Source organism: Syntrophales bacterium, from assembly GCA_035363115.1.
Classification (GTDB): Bacteria; Desulfobacterota; Syntrophia; order Syntrophales; family PHBD01; genus PHBD01.
The window spans coordinates 88,389-105,992 of record DAOSEM010000010.1 but is presented as its reverse complement, the minus strand read 5'-3'; the positions used below and the strand labels follow the sequence as shown (position 1 = coordinate 105,992).

Here is a 17,604-nt window from a genome sequence, read left to right as displayed (position 1 = left end):
AGCAACACCAACTCCTAAATCTTTTCAGCTAAAAAAACAGATTTGAAACTCCCGATCAAGCCATATTTCGTTTTTCAAAGCGGTCCCAAGTAGTCTTCTACCCCGCCGCTCCTATTACCTGAATATTTCGTCCAGCCAGTCGAAGAGTACCAGTCCCACAATGCTGCGGTTCTCCATGATGCAGTGGTTCGTCGCGCCCTCGTCGGACGGCGTGATGACCATTGCCTTCAACGGATTCGGGAAGCTGTCCATGCAGATCTTCTGCTGCCGCTGTACCTCCGCGCTCTTGTACTCGCCTTCCCCGACGATGATCAGGGCCGAAACGGTCACCCGGGCGGGATCGAAGGTGAAGCCCCTGTTGGCCGCGGCAAGCGCCGACGGCTTGTCCATCGGCACACCCCAGCGCCAGTTGATGACTTTGACGATGTTTCCATGGAAAGTGGTCCAGGAATCGATCTCCTTCTGATCGGCGAGAACGACCGGCATCGTCGAGAAGAGCGGGTAGGCGTCCACCACGGCGGAATTCATGGCAACGGCCCGGATCCGGGGATCGTGCATGGCGGCCTGGGGCACGAACCCGCCGCCACCGCTATACCCGTAAGCGGCCAGCCGTTTGGGGTCCACGTCGGGGCGGCTGAGGGCATAGTCGACTACGGCCTTCATGGGCACATACATATCCGGCCGGAAGACTTTCCCCTCCAGGGGAAGGAGCCCCTGCCCCGGCAGATCGACGGTCATGAAGTTCCAGCCGCGCTCATGGGCCTGGGAGGCGATATAGAAATAGAGGTCCTCTGCAAAGGTCTCGCCGCCGCCGACCATGATCAGGGTCTTTTCCGGCTTCATGCCCGCGGCGGCCTTACGGAAATACCCCGGCAGCACCGTTCCCTCGTAGGGAATCTCGAAATACTCCAGCGGCGGGTCAAAGAGTGCTCCCGCTTTTTTCACCAGGCTCCTGCTCTTCCGCGCCCGCTCCTTGAAGTGCGGATCCGTCGGCAGCATGGAGATGAGGGAAATTCGGTAATAGTATGCGGCACGATGGAACTGGTCTCGGGCGCTCACCCTGTGGCCCGCGGTCAGGGATGCCTCACCCCGTGCCTCGACACGGCGCGCCAGCTGGAGCCATTCCTCATGCCAGCTTGCCGCGTCCCCGTCCTTGATTCGAGAGGCCGCATAGAAGGCCTCGCCGATTTCAGCCCCGTGGTTCACGGTGGAACCGAGAACAATGGTGCCGAAATGGAAATCCATGTCCGTGTCATTGAAATGGAAGCGGACACCGGTGTCGTGGGCGTCGAAGGCCTTCTTCTGTCCTCCCGCCTGCACCGCCTTGTTCTCCTGTGCGGCCAGGCCGACACCGGTACCGCCGGAAAAAGCCAGGAATGCCGGCACCATGAAAACGAGCCCCATCTTCCACCAGGTCCTTTTCTTCATATCCGATCTCCTTCCTTCTGCTGCCGGATTTCCCAATCTTGTCTTCAGATCCGGTGCGGCCGGGACGAACCTCCCGCCGGCTGACTTACACAGAAACCTTGTATCAGATTCAGGTTGTCAGGAATGTGGTTTCTTGAGCAGGGATGCCGTCGTCCTGAGTGAGAATCGGGGCAGAGCAGTGATGAAATTCAGAAAAGCGTCCACCTGATCAGCCTGACCGGCCCTGTTTCTCGCGGAAAGTCTTGACCGCTCATGCACCATTTGCAGTGTGGATTACGATTGGGAATTATGGTACCTGGAAATATGTTCGACCGACGTTAACCGATCTCAGACCCATCCAACCCTGTCAGGGGGATCTATGGGAGGAGCCATGCAAAACCCCGTACTTCGGAAGAGAGCGGGGTTTTTTATTTGAAGAAAGGAAGGTGAATACCATGGCACGGAACAAGGTCATTATCACGGCGGCACTGGCAGGCGGGCCTACGAGCAAGGCCAACAACCCGTCGACCCCCTACACACCGGAGGAGTTTGCGGAGGAGTCCTGGCGCTGCTGGCAGGAAGGCTGCTCCATCGTTCACATCCACGCCAAGAACCCGGAAAACGGCATGCCCACTGCGGATATCGACATGATCCGCCCCACCATCGAGGCCATCCGCGCTCGCGTACCGGAAATCATCATCAACATGTCATCGGCCATTTCTGTCGGACTGACCGCCGAGCAGCGCATCGCTCCGATCGAGGTGTTGAAGCCCGAGATGGCATCGTTGAACACCAATACCATGAATTTCGGTTTCGCCGACCGCAAGACCGGCAAATTCATGTTTGAGTTCATCTTCGAAAACACCTTCAAGACCATTGAGGATTTTGCCCGACGAATGATCGCGGCAGGGGTGAAGCCGGAATTGGAGGCCTACGATCCGGGCGGGATATACAACGCTCTTCTCCTGCGCAAACAGGGCGACGTGTTTATCGAGCCCATGCACTGGCAGTTCGTATTTGGAGTCACAGGCGGAATGCAGTTCTCTCCGCTGGGGTACTGCCACTTGAAGAGCCTGCTGCCCGAGGGGCACACCTGGAGTGCGTGCGGGGTGGGAAACCTCCAGTTCCCGGCCATCAGCCTCTCGTGCCTGGATGGCGGCCATATGCGGGTCGGTCTCGAGGACAGCGTGCGGGTGCCGGGCGGCGCGTTGGCCAAGGGGAGCTGGGAGCAGGTGACCTGGGCGAAAAAGATCGCGCAGTCCCTGGACCGCGAAGTCGCCACTCCGGACGAGGCCCGGCGGATCCTGGGGCTGAAACCGCGGGAATAAGAGTGGCTCTTGCAGATGGAGCAGCAAAGGCTTTTTTACAATACCGGATGATGGATCGCGATTACAATAAAACCAACTGTAATGATTCCTTAATAAAACAGTGCGCACACATCGCTCGTCAATATTATAAATAACATTGCTTAAGCAAATGCTATTGTCTGAATACTATTGACAGCGGCAATGTAACAAGGGACGGGTTCGGAGTATCTGCTTGGTGTCAAATAAGAGAGAAGGATCAACAGAAAGTTTATGCGCAAACGAAGCTGTAGAAAAACGAGCGCCCAGCCATGTTCCCTTCATGGCCGGGCTCTCTAAATCTCGCTCCGGTGTTTGAAAACGCATATTGGGAATAAGAAGAACACCCGGAACAGACCTGAAGGCATTTTGCCTATAATGTCCCAATAGTCAATATACCTTTAGATATATTTTTTATAATTAGAGCCTGTTCGTCAGTAAAGAGTTATTTAAATTCTGTTCCTGCGAATCTTTTCTCCACAAAGTAGTTCAGAGGACAATATGATTGTGTTCGAATCTTCCTGAGGTTTCTTTAATACACTCTTCGATTTTTCTTCAAGTATTTCGAAAGTTTTTATCTGTCTTTTCGTGGCTTCATTTTTTCTAATTTTTTTGCATCAGAGCAATGACTCGCTCGCCATGACCCTTGAAGTGGGAAGAGGATGGGGACAGAAAAACGCAGGAAAGAAAAGGGGTCGCAGCTTTCCATCTGCAACCCCCTGATGTAACTGGTACGCCCACTTGGATTCGAACCAAGGGCCTTCGGATTCGTAGTCCGACGCTCTATCCAGCTGAGCTATGGGCGCACGGTGCGGGCCGTGTGAATAGCGGTTGACCGAAAGAGGAGGTGCCTATAGCATATTCCTCCCGTGGAGGCAAAAATAAATCGAAGCTCCCGCTCAGGAGGAATCCCCCGTGAAAATCATCGATTCCCACATGCACTGCGGCGTTCAGAACGTCCGGCAGCCCTACTCTCTCATCCGGAGCGAGCTGGACGACGGGGACATCGCCGGGGCCTGCGTTTTTGCCCCGGTGGAGGACGTGTACGACCGCTACGACTACCACTTCGAGGACAGCCAGGCCTGGGTCGACTGCCGTCAGCGGGCGAACCGCTATCTGCTGGACATCCAGGAGCAGCACGAGGACTTCTTTGCCTACTACTTCGTCTGGAACGACTTCCGCCGGGAGGAACTGGCGAAGGGTTACCGGGGGGTCAAGTGGCACCGCCACGAATACGAGCCGGTCTATCGCTACGGCGACCCGCGCTGCGGCGAGTTCCTGCAGGAGGTCTTCCGCCTGGAGCTGCCCGTCGTCCTGGAGGAGTCTTTCGAAAATTCGCTGTATTTCCTGAACCGGGTGGCCGGGCGGACCGTCGTCATCATCCCCCACATGGGCATGCTCAACGGGGGATTCACGTCCCTCTTCCGGGAGGGAATATGGGAAGATGCAACGGTGTACGCAGACACCGCCCTGGCATCCCGGCACGAGATCACGGCCTTCCTGGACAGCTACGGGCCTGACCGGCTCCTCTTCGGAAGCGATTTCCCCTTCGGGACACCGTACCAGGAACTCCAGAAAGTCGAACGGCTGGGCCTTCCGGCGGAAGACTTCGAAAAGATCGTCTCGAAGAACATCCTGCGGCTGATGAGGGCCGGGGCATGAGGAAGAATCGTGCAGGACAAAAAAGCATCCTGCGGCGCATCGCCATGGCCGTGGTTGTCCTGCTTGCGGGCCTGTCGCAGGCGATTCCCGCCGAAGCCGCCAGGGGGGTGAAAATCATGAAGATTTTCCCGGGGGAAGGAACCGTCCAACTGTCCAAGCCGGCCGTTCGCGGCACCGTTTCGGTGGAGGAGGCCCTGCAGAAGAGGTCCTCCGTTCGGGACTTTTCGGCACGGCCGTTGACAGCCGCCCAGGTTTCACAGCTCCTGTGGGCTGCCCAGGGAACAACGCGCTCCTGGGGCGCCCGAACGGCACCGTCGGCGGGAGCCCTCTATCCCCTGGAGCTGTACGTGGTTCTCCCCGAGGGGCTGTTCCGTTACCGCTCCCGGAGCCATGAACTGGAGCGGATATCCGCCGGGGATCTCCGAAGTCCCCTGGGTGGAGCGGCCCTCGGCCAGGGCTCCGTCCGGGAGGCCGCCGCGGTCTTCGTCGTCGCGGGGGTCCAGGAGCGCACGGCCGGGAAGTATGGAGTCCGAAGCGAGCGCTATGTCAAGATCGAGGCGGGTCACGCGGCTCAGAACCTGATGCTCCAGGCTGTTTCGCTGGGCCTGGGCTCGGTGCCGATCGGGGCGTTCCATGACGACAAGGTCCGGCAGGTCCTCGGTCTGCCGGCAGGGCAGGAACCGCTCTATCTCGTCCCCGTCGGGCATCTCCGGTAACGGGCTCGCCTCCGGTTGGGTCGCCGGGGGCAGGCGCAGGGCAGGATCTTCCGACTCAACCCGCTCCCGCGGGTGGCCGGTTCCCGTTCATTTCCCATTTCGTTGTCTGGTGGGATTTCCTTCCGAGTGTCCGATGCGGCCAGGAATGCCCGGCGCCTATGTGTGGGCCTCGTCCCAGTTCCGGCCGGAGCCGATATCGACCTTCAGGGGAACCTGGAGCGAGATGACCTCCTCCATCTCCTGCTTCATCAGGGCCATGACCTCCTCCTTCTCCTCCGAGGGCACCTCCAGGACCAGCTCGTCGTGAACCTGGAGGATCATGGCGGACCGGAGCTTCTTTCCCTCCAGGAGGCGGTGGATGTTCACCATGGCCACCTTGATGAGGTCGGCGGCGCTTCCCTGGATGGGCGTGTTGATGGCCGTCCGCTCGGCGAACTGGCGGACCGCCACGTTGGAGCTGTTGATCTCCGGGAGGTAGCGGCGGCGGTTGAGGAGGGTCGTCACGTATCCCTGCCGGCGGGCCTCTTCGAGAATGCCGTCCAGGAACGTCCGGACCCCCCGGTAGCGCTGAAAATAGCCGTCGATGTACGCCTGGGCCTGCTTCTGGGTGATCCCGAGCTCCTTGGCCAGGCCGAAGGCGCTCATGCCATAGAGGACGCCGAAGTTGATCACCTTGGCCTGGCGGCGCATGTCCGGCGTCACCATGCCCGGGAAGACGCCGAAGACGTCCGAGGCGGTGCGGGTGTGGATGTCCTCCTCCGAGGCGAAGGCCTCCACCAGGGCCGGATCCCCGGAGAGGTGGGCCATAACCCGAAGCTCGATCTGGGAATAGTCCGCGGAGACGATCTCCATTCCCTCCGGCGCCTTGAAGGCCTGCCGGATGCGCCTTCCCTCGGGGGTGCGGATGGGGATGTTCTGAAGGTTCGGGTTGCTGCTGGAGAGGCGCCCCGTGGCGGTGACGGTCTGATTGAAGGACGTGTGGATGCGCCCCGTTTTCGGGTTCACGAGCAGGGGCAGGGCATCCACGTAGGTCGACTTGAGCTTCGCCAGGCTCCGGTGCGAAAGGATCATTGCCGGCAGTTCGTGCTGGGCCGCCAGGTACGTCAGGACGTCGACGTCGGTCGAGTATCCCTCCTTCGTCTTGCGGCCCCTGGGAAGCTTCAGCTTCTCGAAGAGGATCTGCTGGAGCTGCTTCGGCGAATTGATGTTGAACCGCTCCCCGGCCAGGTTGTGAATCCGTTCCTCCGAAGTCGCCAGGAGTCCGCCCATCTCCCGGGAGATCTCCTTCAGAAGCTCCACGTCAACGAGGACCCCCTTCCGCTCGATCGCCGCCAGGACCTCCACCAGGGGCATCTCCACCTGGTGGAAGAGATCGCCGAGGCCGCCCTCCCGGATCTTTTCGAGAAGGACCGGAACCAGGCTCGCAACGCCATCGGTCCGCCGGCAGGCGTAGGACAGGCGGGCATCCTCGGGCAGATAGCGGAAGGGAACGGCCTTGGCGCCGCTGCCCACCACTTCCCGGGCGGCCGGGACATGGCGGCCCAGGTGCTCCGTGACGACCTCCGGCAGGTCGGCGGACGGCCGCGCCGGATTCAGGAGGTAAGAGGCGATCATCGTGTCGCAGCCGAGGCCCGTCATCCGGACTCCGCGGTTGGCCAGCAGGATCATCGTCTCCTTCAGGTCGTGTCCGTTCTTGGCCTTCTTCCCGTCCGCCAGGAGAGGTGCCAGGATGGCGAGGACCTTTTCGGTTCCCCCGTCCGATGACAGGGGCAGGTAGCGCACGTCCCCGGGCGCGGCGGAGATCGTGACCCCCACCAGGTCCGCCTTCATGGGATCGTCGCCGTCCACGAGCGCACCGACGGTGAAGGAGTTCGCCCGCGACAGGCGGTCCACAAGGGCCTTCATCTCCTCTTCCGTCCAGACAAGCCGGTACTCCCCCTCCACCGACTGCTCCTGGAATTTCAGCTGCTGGAGAAGCGACGAGAACTCGAACTCCCGGAACAGGTCCTTGAGGATCCCGGCATTGGGTCCGGTCCAGCGGGCGGCCTCCAGGTCGAAGGGCACGTCGGCGTCGGTGCGGATGACCGCCAGGTCGCGGCTCAGGCGGGCCTGGTCGGCATGCTCCACCAGGGCGGCCTTCGCCCGGGCGTTGTGCACCTTTTGCAGGTTCCCGAGAACCCCCTCGACGGATCCAAACTCCTCGATGAGCCGCTGGGCGCCCTTCTGGCCGATGCCGGGCACCCCCGGGATGTTGTCCGAGGCGTCCCCCATCAGGCCCAGGATCTCCGGAACCTGCTCCGGTTCCACGCCGAAGCGCTCCCGGACGGCCTTGCGGTCGTAGGTTTTGTCGTTCATCGTATCCACGAGGGTCACGTTGTCCGTCACGAGCTGCATCAGGTCCTTGTCGCCGGAGACCAGGACGACATTCATGCCCGGCGACGCATAGCGCCGCGCCAGGGTGCCCAGGATGTCGTCCGCCTCGATTCCCTCCTGCTCCAGGACGGGGATGGAAAACCCGCGCACGATCTCCTTCACAAAGGGAATCTGCGGCAGAAGCGACTCCGGAACGGCGCGGCGGGTGGCCTTGTAGCCGTCATAGGCCTTGTGCCGGAAGGTGGGGCCTTTGACGTCGAAAGCCACGGCGATGTAGTTCACATCATTCTCCCGGATGAGCTTCAGGAGCATGTTCGTGAAGCCGTACAGCGCGTTGGTGGGAAACCCCTTGGAGTTGGAGAGGTCGCGGATGGCGTAGAAGGCCCGGAACAGGTAGTTGCTTCCGTCCACCAGGTAGAGGGTGGATTTCGTTTCCCCGTTCGTCATGGCCGGCCCCGGAGGGAGGAATCCTGGATCGTCCCGATCGGCCTCAATTGGCCGATCCTCCAAAATGCTCGATGGTGAATTCCTCAACGACGATCCCGGGAGACTGGCCTTCCCGGAGCCGGGCGATGACCTCCAGCACCGACTCCCGGTTCCAGTCCGTCTTGCCGCGGACCGCACAGGCCAGGAGGACCGCCAGGAAGAGCTCCGGGCGCACGCCGAAGGTCCGGCAGATCTCCTCGCAGGCATTCCGAAACCGTCCCTGATCGAATAACCGTTGCTGCATCGTCATGTATATGCCTCCCGACGGTCCCTGAAACATCATTCGCCGCCACGGACGGCGGCTCCTTCGGGGACAATCAAAGCCCCACGGATTCAACGTTCCAAACCGTTCGTTTCACGTGAAACAGGCGGGATTATCCCGTTCCCCGCCCGTAATCATCAGCCAGGCGTTCGATGTCATCCTCGCCGAAATAGTCTCCAGTCTGTACCTCTACATAGACGAGGTCGCCGCTGCCGGTGTTGTGAATCCGGTGGAGGGCTCCCCGGGGAATATCCAAAGCCGCCCCCGCCTTCACGGGGATCTCGCGGTCATCCAGGGTCACCGCCCCTTCCCCCTGCACGACAAACCAGTGCTCGGCCCGCCGTCGGTGCCGCTGGAGGCTCAGACGACCGCCCGGACGGACGAGAATCCGCTTCACCTTGGCCTCGCTGCCGTCGTAGAGGACCTCGAAGAAACCCCAGGGGCGATGGCTGTCCGTCTCGCTGCTCACGATCATTATTCTCCTGTGCCCTTGATTCTGAGCGTATCGGAAAAACGCATCCCTTTCAAGGTGAAGAAAGACGTGCCCGGAAAGGTCATGGGCCGGGGGAAGCGGCAGCGGCTTGGCCGCCTGCCGTGCGCCTCGCTGCAGCCGCCCGGGACGCCGCTTTCAGGCGCCTCCCTTCCGGAACTCCATGAAGTACCGGTAAAAGGCGGCGATCACGAGGGAGTGCCGGATCTCGCCGTCCCGGATCATGCCGGGAATGTCCGCCAGCGGTCGCAGAACGACCTCGATGTCCTCCTTGTCGTCCTGCTCCTGCACGCCCGCCGGGACCACATTCGCCGCCAGGAAGGTGTAGCAGCGGTTGTTCTGAATGGCCGGGTTGGGAAGGACATAGCCCAGGGAGGTCATCCGCTCCTCCCGCCATCCCGTCTCCTCCCGGAGTTCCCTCCGGGCCGCCCCTTCCGGCGTGTCGCCCTCTTCCATAACGCCGCCGGGGATCTCCAGGGTCACCTCCCGGGTGCCGTGGCGGTATTGGCGGACCAGGACCACCTCTTCTTTCGGTGTAAGCGGAATGACGTTCACCCAGGTCGGGGATTCAAGGATGAAGAACTCGTGATCCTTGCCCGTCCGGGGAGAGCGGGCCCGGTCGGTCCGCAGGCGGAAGACCCGGAAGGTACGGTCGTAGCGGGTAGAGAGGACATCCCATGCTTTCGGCATCATGGGGCCTTCCTACTCCAGGAGAACCGGAAAAACAACGGTTGATTTTATCCCGCGGGCCATTATATTCATGCTGTCGCCTGAAGCATTCCTCAGGCCTGCCAACGGGAGGAAGCTGCATGCCCTACATCAGAATCCGCTTCGGAAAAGAGTCTCGCCAGGTCATGGCGGCCCACATCCCGAAAGATTCCCTGCATTTTTTTCAGTCCGAGCGGGAAGAGGGGCTCCGCGTCTGGCAACCCCACATGGACATGTATGAAACTGTCGGTGAAATCGTACTCCTGGTGGAAATCGCCGGCGTCCGCCGGGAAGACCTGCAACTGGAGGTCTCCTCGGATACCGTAACCGTCTCGGGGCGGCGCTCCGAACCTTCCATGGAAGGCAGCGCCCGCTTCCGGCTCGCGGAAATCCCCTTCGGTCCCTTCGAACGCCGGCTTTCCCTTCCGGCCCCGGTGGATGCGGACCATGTCCACGCCACCTTTTCCAACGGCCTCCTGGTCATCCGGATGCTCAAAAGGCCGCTGGATCGGGTCCATCGCGTGCGCATCAAGAACCAGGCTTGAAATCCATCCCTTGATCTCTGCCCTTTCATGCTTACTCTAAGGGGGCGTTTGGAACGACCCGAATGGAGGTAATCATGGAGGAATTGAAAGCTCCCGAGGAAATAAAAGTTGAGGCCGGTGCCGTTCAGGTGCCCGGCGTCATTCCCATCATGCCGCTTTTCAACGTGGCCGTGTATCCCCGGATGATGTTTCCGATGGAGGTTTCGGGAGAGCAGGCAATCCAGCTCGTCGACGAGGCCATGTCCACGGACCGCGTCATGGGCCTGCTCCTGGCGAAAACCCCTCCCCAGGAAGCAAAGCTCGAACGCAGCCACTTCCACGACATTGGAACCAGCGCCGTCATTCTCAAGATGGCCAAGATCGGCGATAACAAGGCCCAGCTCCTCGTCCAGGGAATCAGCCGTTTCCGGGTGATCGAGTTCATCGAGGGGAAGCCCTACATCCGCGCCCGGGTGGAGACCCTGGAGGACCGGGGAGGAATGGACCTCGAGGTGGAGGCCCTGATGGCCAACCTCGTCAGCCTCTTCGACCGCATCGTCAAGCTGTCTCCCTTTCTACCCCAGGAATTCGGGGCCATGGCGAAGAACATCAGCGAGCCGGGCATCCTGGCGGACATCATCGCCTCGGTCATCAACGTCACCATGGAGGAGAAGCAGAAGATCCTGGAGGCCCTCGACGTCAAGGAGCGGCTCCAGGAAGTGACCCGGCTGGTGAACCACCAGGTGGAGATCCTGGAGCTGGGCAGCAAGATCCAGTCTCAGGTCAAGAACGACATCGACAAGAGCCAGAGGGAATACTACCTGCGCCAGCAGTTGGCGGCCATCCGCAAGGAGCTGGGCGAAGGTGAGGAGTCCAAGGTCGAGATCGAGGAGTACCGGGCAAAGATCGAGGAAAAGAACCTTCCGGAGGAGGCGAAGAAGGAAGCCCTCCGGGAACTGGACCGGCTGTCCCGGATGCACCCGTCCTCGGCGGAGTTCACTGTCTCCTCGACGTACCTGGACTGGATCACGGCCCTGCCCTGGCACGAGAGCACAGAAGACAACCTGGACATCCGGAAGGCCCGGAAGGTCCTCGACGAAGACCACTACGGCCTGGAAAAGCCGAAAAAGCGCATCCTCGAGTACCTGGCGGTCCGGAGGCTCAAGCCCGACTCCAAGGGGCCCATCCTCTGCTTCGCCGGACCTCCGGGCACCGGCAAGACCTCGCTGGGGACGTCCATCGCCCGCGCCCTGGGCCGGAAGTTCTACCGCCTGTCCCTCGGCGGCGTGCGGGACGAGGCGGAGATCCGCGGGCATCGCCGGACCTACGTCGGCGCCCTGCCGGGCCGCATCATCCAGGGCATCCGGCGGGCCGAGTCGAACAACCCCGTCTTCATGCTCGACGAAATCGACAAGCTGGGCAGTGATTTCCGGGGCGACCCCTCCTCGGCCCTCCTGGAGGTGCTTGACCCGGCCCAGAACAACACGTTCGCGGATCACTACCTGGACGTGCCCTTCGACCTCTCGAAGGTAATGTTCATCACCACGGCCAATGTCCTCGAGACGATCCCGCCGGCCCTCCGGGACCGGCTGGAGATCATCGAGCTGCCGGGCTACACGGAGGAGGAGAAGGTCCACATTGCCCTGCGCTACCTGATCCCCCGCCAGATCCGGGAAAACGGCCTTTCACCCGATCAGATCCGGATTTCCCGAGGGACCATCCGGCGCATCATCTGCGGGTACACCCGGGAGGCGGGGGTCCGGAACCTGGAGAGGGAGATCGCCAACATCTGCCGCGGCGTGGCCAGCCGAATCGCCGAGGGAGAGATCCAGAAGGCCTCCATCCGCACCGGGGATCTCCACCGGTACCTGGGACCCGTCCGGATCTTCTCGGAGATGCACGCCCGCGTCTCCAAGCCCGGCGTCGCCATGGGCCTGGCCTGGACCCCCGCCGGGGGCGACCTCCTGTTCATCGAGGCCACCTCCATGAAGGGGAAAAAGGGCCTCACCCTGACGGGCCAACTGGGAGACGTCATGAAGGAATCGGCCTCGGCGGCCCTGAGCTTTATCCGGGCCAATGCCGTCGAACTGGGGATCCCCGAGGATTTTTTCGAGGACCGGGATATACACATCCATGTGCCTTCCGGCGCCATCCCCAAGGACGGACCGTCGGCGGGCGTGACGATGCTGACGGCCCTCACGTCGCTTTTGACGAACAGGCCGGTGAAGAGGGACCTGGCCATGACGGGCGAGATCACGCTCCGGGGCCTTGTCCTCCCCGTCGGCGGAATCAAGGAGAAGGTCCTGGCGGCACACCGGGCGGGCGTCAAGACGATCCTGCTCCCGCGCTGGAACCGGAAGGACCTGGAGGATGTGCCTGTGAAAGTCCGGAAGGAGATTGTCTTCCACTTCGTCGACGACATGATGGAAGTCCTCCGGCTCGCCCTGGAAAAATAGCAGACAGAAGAGGTTGATCATGATCGTAACCCCCAAGGAAGCATCGACCGTCATCCTGCTCCGCCGCCCCCCCCGGGGCGGCGAGGGCTTTGAAGTGCTCATGGTCCGGAGGGACCGGAAGAGCAAGTTCGTCCCCGACGCATATGTCTTCCCGGGAGGAGTCCTGGACGAGGAGGACGGCTCGGAGCGGCTGGAACGGCTCTGCGCGGGCCTGACGGCCTCCCGGGCCCTGGGGATCCTGGAGGCCTGCCCGTCCCCGCACGTGGCGCTGGGTTCCTGGGTCGCGGCCATCCGGGAAACCTTCGAGGAAGTGGGCATTCTCCTGGCCCGCCGTCCCGACGGCGGCCTCTTCTCCCCGTCCCTCGACGGGGAGGCGGAACGGCTGCGATCCTGCCGGAGGCGCCTGATCGGGGGCGACATCGCCTTCGCGGATATCCTCGAACAGGAAACGCTGACGCTGGCCTGCGACCGGCTCCACTATTTTTCCCACTGGATCACCCCGGAGTTTCTTCCCCTGCGCTACGACGTCCGCTTTTTCCTGGCAGAGGCGCCGGGACACCAGGAGGCCCTTCACGACGGGGTCGAGCTCACGGACCACGTCTGGCGCACCCCCGGGGACATCCTGGAAGACTCCCGGCGGGGACGGTTCAACATGGTTCTCCCCACCCTCCTGACCATCGAGGAGCTGTGCGGTTTCCGGACCCTGGAAGAGGCAATCCGCTCCACCCGGAACCGGGTCGTCGAAGGCATCCTGACCCGGATGATCGAGGAAGACGGCATCATCGTCGAGTACACACCGGACGGCCGGGCCTTCCGAAACCTCCCACCGTCCGTCTGAACGCGTTCACCCCTCGTCCACCCTGATTCCACGGTTCGTATTTACAGAACGGTTTCGCCTGTGGTATGGGTCGAACCGCGTTCACCCCATAAACGACGTTTATCGGATCATAGAGGTGTTTCATGAAGATAATTGCAGGGATCCAGAGGGCTCTCCAGGAGGGGAGATCCGCGTTGACGGAGGCGGAATCCAAAACGCTGCTCCGGCAATACGGGATTCCCGTCGTGGAGGAAGCCGCCTGCAAAACACCCGGGGAAGCCATCGAGGAGGCCCGCCGCCTGGGATACCCCGTGGTCCTGAAAGGTCTGGGCGCGCGCCTGACCCACAAGACGGAGCGCGGGCTGGTCAAGCTTCACTTGGCATCGGACGAAGAGGTACGCCGGGCTGCGGATGAAATCGAACAGTCTGCCGGCTCCGACCTGGAAGGATACCTGGTCCAGCCGATGGTGGCGGGCCGCCGGGAATTCGTGGCCGGCCTCTTCTGTGATCCCCTGTTCGGCCCCGTGGTCATGTTCGGCCTCGGCGGCGTTTTCACCGAGGCCCTGCGGGATGTGGTCTTCCGCGTGCCGCCCTTTGATGAAGCGGAGGCCGCCCTGATGGTGGATGAAATCCGTTCCGCCGTCCTGCTGGGTCCTTTCCGCGGGGACCGGCAAGTCCACAGGGAAGACATCATCCGGACCCTGACGGGCCTGTCGCGCCTGGCGGAGGAGTGCCCGGACGTGACGGAAGTGGACATCAACCCCCTGCTGATCGGACCGGACGGCCGCGTCACCGCCGTCGACGCCCTGGTCGTGCTGGGCAGGAGGGCCGCCCCCCCGGCAGCGGCGGAGCCTGTAGACCCCAAGGATCTGGCCGGATTCTTCTACCCCCGCTCCATCGCGTTCATCGGCGCATCCGGAATCATCGGGAAATGGGGCCACATGCTGTTCACCAACGTGGCCGCGGGCGGATTCAAAGGCGAGTTTCACCTGGTGAACGCGAAAGGCGGCGTCATCGCCGGAAGGCCCGTCTTCAAATCGGTCATGGACATCCCCGAACCGGTGGACCTGGCAGTCGTTACTGTCCCGGCGGCCGGCGTGTCAGCGGTCATCCCCGAGATCGCCGCCAAGGGAATCCGTCGTGTCGTGCTCATCAGCTCGGGCTTCAGCGAGACAGGCGACAAGGGACGGCAGATCGAGCGGGAGCTGATCGCCCAGGCGCGGGAGCTGGGCATCCTGATCCTGGGCCCCAACACCATGGGCCTGTGCAATCCGCACCACCTGTTTTACTGCATGGGGATGCACGTCCGGCCCGGGGCGGGGGACATGTCCCTGGTAGCCCAGTCGGGAAACCTGGGAACGCAGCTTCTGGCATATGCGAAATCACAGGGAATCGGAATCCGGGCCTTCTGCGGCTCCGGCAACGAAGGGATGATTACCATCGAGGATTTCCTCGACGCCTTCGAAAAGGACGATCCGACCCGCACGGTGGTTCTGTACCTGGAGAGCATCAAGAACGGGGCCCGATTTGTCGAGACGGCCCGCAGGGTGGGCCGCAGGAAGCCGGTGGTGGTTCTCAAGGGCGGACGGACCGATGCGGGGAACCGGGCCGCGGCCAGCCACACCGGCGCCCTGGCTTCCAACATCGCCGTCTTCCAGGCCGCCTGCCGCCAGGCAGGCATGATCGCGGCCGACCATCCCACGGATCTCCTGGATCTGTCCGCGGCATTTTCCGCCCTCCCCCTGCCGAAGGGCAACCGGATCGGCATCGTCACCCTGGGCGGGGGATGGGGCGTCGTGGCGACGGACCTGTGCGTCGAGAACGGGCTGGTGATCCCCAACCTCTCGGATGAGATCATCGCGGGGATCGACAAGATCCTGCCCCCCTATTGGAGCCACACCAATCCCATCGACCTGGTGGCCGAGTTCGATCCCCTGATTCCCCAGCGCATCACCGAGGAGCTCCTGAAATGGGAGGAGTGCGACGCCGTTCTGCACCTGGGCATGCTGGGGCGGGTGAGCTTCTTCCGGACGGTTGCCGATTCGGCCATCCGGACGGACCCCAATTACACGGAAGACGGGCTGAAAGCCAGTCTCGACCTGGTGAGCCAGCATGAAAACGATTTCACCCGGTTCGCTGTCCGCATGATGGAGACCTATCGGAAACCGGTGCTGGGCGTGGCCCTTCTGAACGCGGAAGACAGCCGGTCGATCGTGGAGGTGGAGGGAAGCCCTTACAAGGGCGTCGCCTTCCAGACGCCGGAGCGGGCCGTCAGGGTTCTGGCAAAGATGTGCGCCTACTCGCACTGGCTCTCACACGAGAAGAGCCGCACCATGGAGATGTGAAATCATGAGAACTTCCCCGGTCTCCCCTCTGTACCGGGATTCCCTGGCGAAAGAGAGGGCCGTTGCGTGAGCCGCATCCTTCTGATCCGCCACGGCCAGGCATCCTTCGGCAAGGAGCGCTATGACCGCCTCTCCCGGATGGGCTGGCGGCAGGCGCGGATCCTGGCCGCGCACCTCTTCCAGGCGGGCCACACGTTCGACTCCGTCTGCGCGGGGGAGCTCGAGCGCCAGCAGGACACCGCCCAGGCCGTACTCGCCCACTACGATGGCCGGGAGAGGCCCCTCCCTCCCCTGGAGACGGTCCCCGAGTTCAACGAATATCCTTCCCGATCGATCTTCCTGCACTATTTCCCGCTGGCCATCCGCGACAACCCTTCCCTCGAGAAAAACCCGGAGCGCCTTTACAAGGACCGCAAGGCCTTCCAGCGGATTTTTGAAGCGGTCGTCCACCGGTGGATCGACGACCCGGCACCTCCGGCGGAGATCCTGGGCTGGGACGACTTCCGCGCCACCGTCGCCTCGGGCATGCAAAAAATTCTGCAGCGGAACGGCCGGGGCAGCCGGATCGCCGTTTTCACCTCCGGGGGCGCCATCTCCGCCGCCGTCCAGACGGCCCTGGGCCTCTCCACGGAGGAGACGTTCCGCCTGGCCTGGATGATCCGCAACGCCTCCGTCACGGAGTTTCTCTACGACGGGGAGCGGGTTTCCCTGCTGTCCTTCAACGGGACGGCCCACCTCGAACTGGAGGGGGATCCGTCCGTCATCACATACCGGTAACCCCCGGTAGAGGAGGTGTCCCATGGATTTCGCCGTATCCGAGAAAATGCAGGCCATCACGGGGATGATGGACGACTTCGTCCGGAAAGAGCTGTTTCCCCTCGAACCGGAATTCCTGACCACCGATTTCCGGGACCTCCTCCCCGTCCTGGAGGAAAAGCGCCGCATGGTCCGGCAGATGGAGCTGTGGGCGCCGAACCATCCGCCCGAGTACGGCGGTATGGGGCTCGACCTGATGGATCACGCCCTCGTCTCGGAGGTCCTGGGCCAGTCCCCCATCGGCCACTACGTCTTCGGCTGCCACGCCCCGGACGCGGGAAACATCGAGATCCTGCACAAATACGGGACGGAGAAGCAGAAAATCCAGTACCTGAAGCCGCTGGTGGAGGGAAAGATCCGCAGCTGCTTCTCCATGACGGAGGTGGACCTCCCGGGATCGAACCCGGTCCTGATGGACACGACGGCCGTCACCGACGGGGACGACTACGTCATCAACGGCCAGAAATGGTACTCCACCGCGGCCGACGGGGCGGCCTTTGCCATCGTCATGGCCGTCACGAATCCCGACGCGGCCCCGCACATGCGGGCCAGCATGATCATCGTCCCCACGGACAACCCCGGCTTCAACCTGGTCCGGAACATCCCCGTCATGGGGCACACGGGAAGCGATTTCGCGAGCCACGCCGAGATCCTCTACCAGTCCTGCCGGGTCCCCCGGGAGAACCTCCTGGGGCCGGAAGGATGGGGCTTTGTCATCGCCCAGGAGCGGCTCGGGCCGGGGCGGATCCACCACTGCATGCGGTGGCTCGGCATCTGCAAACGCGTCTTCGACCTGATGTGCCGGCGGGCCGCCTCGCGGGTCATCACGGCCGACGGCAACACCCTGGCATCGCGCCAGATCGTGCAGGCCTGGATCGCCGAAAGCGCCGCCGAGATCCAGGCCGCCCGCCTCATGACGCTCCATTCCGCCTGGAAGATCGAGAACCTGGGCGCCAAGGAGGCCCGGGAGGATATCTCCCTCATCAAGTTCTACGTCGCCGGGGTCCTTCAGAAGGTAGTGGACCGGGCGCTCCAGGTGCATGGCGGCATGGGAATGACCGACGACACGATCATCGCCTATTTCTATCGCCACGAGCGGGCGGCCCGGATCTACGACGGGGCGGACGAGGTGCACAAGGTCACCGTGGCCCGCCGGATCATCAAGCAGAAGGTGACAGGCAAGGCCTGAACGGACAGGG

The 17,604-nt window shown here is 62.4% G+C and carries 14 protein-coding genes and 1 tRNA gene; 9 read left to right on the top strand and 6 right to left on the bottom strand.

Annotated features, from left to right (window positions below):
* Positions 1-114: 114 nt before the first annotated feature.
* Positions 115-1,428, bottom strand: a complete 1,314-nt coding sequence (locus PLO63_15955) for an alpha/beta hydrolase (protein HOI75639.1) — start codon at positions 1,426-1,428, stop codon at positions 115-117.
* Between the two features lie 434 nt (positions 1,429-1,862).
* On the opposite strand from PLO63_15955, the gene PLO63_15950 reads away from it, so the two are divergent.
* Positions 1,863-2,735 carry a 3-keto-5-aminohexanoate cleavage protein gene (locus PLO63_15950; GenBank protein ID HOI75638.1) on the top strand — a complete coding sequence of 291 codons (873 nt, stop codon included), beginning with the start codon at positions 1,863-1,865 and terminating at the stop codon, positions 2,733-2,735.
* Between the two features lie 744 nt (positions 2,736-3,479).
* On the opposite strand, the gene PLO63_15945 is transcribed toward PLO63_15950, so the two are convergent.
* Positions 3,480-3,556, bottom strand: a tRNA-Arg gene (locus PLO63_15945).
* A 109-nt stretch (positions 3,557-3,665) separates the two neighbouring features.
* On the opposite strand from PLO63_15945, the gene PLO63_15940 reads away from it, so the two are divergent.
* Positions 3,666-4,412, top strand: a complete 747-nt coding sequence (locus PLO63_15940; protein ID HOI75637.1) for an amidohydrolase family protein — start codon at positions 3,666-3,668, stop codon at positions 4,410-4,412.
* Positions 4,409-5,128, top strand: coding sequence for a SagB/ThcOx family dehydrogenase (locus tag PLO63_15935; protein ID HOI75636.1), 720 nt, complete (start codon positions 4,409-4,411; stop codon positions 5,126-5,128). Before PLO63_15940 ends, PLO63_15935 begins: the two co-directional genes overlap by 4 nt.
* A 156-nt stretch (positions 5,129-5,284) precedes the next feature.
* On the opposite strand, the gene polA is transcribed toward PLO63_15935, so the two are convergent.
* The 4 genes from polA to PLO63_15915 all read right to left on the bottom strand — a co-directional run bounded on the left by polA (position 5,285) and on the right by PLO63_15915 (position 9,432).
* Positions 5,285-7,948 (bottom strand): DNA polymerase I, encoded by a 2,664-nt coding sequence (gene polA / locus PLO63_15930; GenBank protein HOI75635.1) that lies wholly within the window; start codon positions 7,946-7,948, stop codon positions 5,285-5,287.
* A 43-nt stretch (positions 7,949-7,991) separates the two neighbouring features.
* Complete coding sequence (locus PLO63_15925; GenBank protein ID HOI75634.1) at positions 7,992-8,237, bottom strand: hypothetical protein; 246 nt, start codon at positions 8,235-8,237, stop codon at positions 7,992-7,994.
* 124 nt (positions 8,238-8,361) lie between these two features.
* Positions 8,362-8,724, bottom strand: coding sequence for a phosphomannose isomerase type II C-terminal cupin domain (locus PLO63_15920; GenBank protein HOI75633.1), 363 nt, complete (start codon positions 8,722-8,724; stop codon positions 8,362-8,364).
* A gap of 153 nt (positions 8,725-8,877) precedes the next feature.
* Complete coding sequence (locus tag PLO63_15915) at positions 8,878-9,432, bottom strand: NUDIX hydrolase (GenBank protein HOI75632.1); 555 nt, start codon at positions 9,430-9,432, stop codon at positions 8,878-8,880.
* Between the two features lie 116 nt (positions 9,433-9,548).
* On the opposite strand from PLO63_15915, the gene PLO63_15910 reads away from it, so the two are divergent.
* The 6 genes from PLO63_15910 (at position 9,549) to PLO63_15885 (ending at position 17,594) form a co-directional block, all read left to right on the top strand.
* Positions 9,549-9,992 carry an Hsp20/alpha crystallin family protein gene (locus tag PLO63_15910; protein HOI75631.1) on the top strand — a complete coding sequence of 148 codons (444 nt, stop codon included), beginning with the start codon at positions 9,549-9,551 and terminating at the stop codon, positions 9,990-9,992.
* Between the two features lie 74 nt (positions 9,993-10,066).
* Positions 10,067-12,427, top strand: a complete 2,361-nt coding sequence (lon, locus tag PLO63_15905) for an endopeptidase La (protein ID HOI75630.1) — start codon at positions 10,067-10,069, stop codon at positions 12,425-12,427.
* A gap of 19 nt (positions 12,428-12,446) precedes the next feature.
* Entirely contained in the window at positions 12,447-13,265 is an 819-nt protein-coding gene (locus tag PLO63_15900) for a hypothetical protein (protein ID HOI75629.1), read from the top strand.
* 122 nt (positions 13,266-13,387) lie between these two features.
* Positions 13,388-15,589, top strand: a complete 2,202-nt coding sequence (locus tag PLO63_15895; GenBank protein HOI75628.1) for an acetate--CoA ligase family protein — start codon at positions 13,388-13,390, stop codon at positions 15,587-15,589.
* Between the two features lie 66 nt (positions 15,590-15,655).
* A complete protein-coding gene (locus PLO63_15890) occupies positions 15,656-16,366 on the top strand; it encodes a histidine phosphatase family protein (GenBank protein ID HOI75627.1) in 711 nt (236 codons plus the stop codon).
* 22 nt (positions 16,367-16,388) lie between these two features.
* Positions 16,389-17,594 (top strand): acyl-CoA dehydrogenase family protein, encoded by a 1,206-nt coding sequence (locus PLO63_15885; protein ID HOI75626.1) that lies wholly within the window; start codon positions 16,389-16,391, stop codon positions 17,592-17,594.
* Positions 17,595-17,604 lie beyond the last annotated feature (10 nt).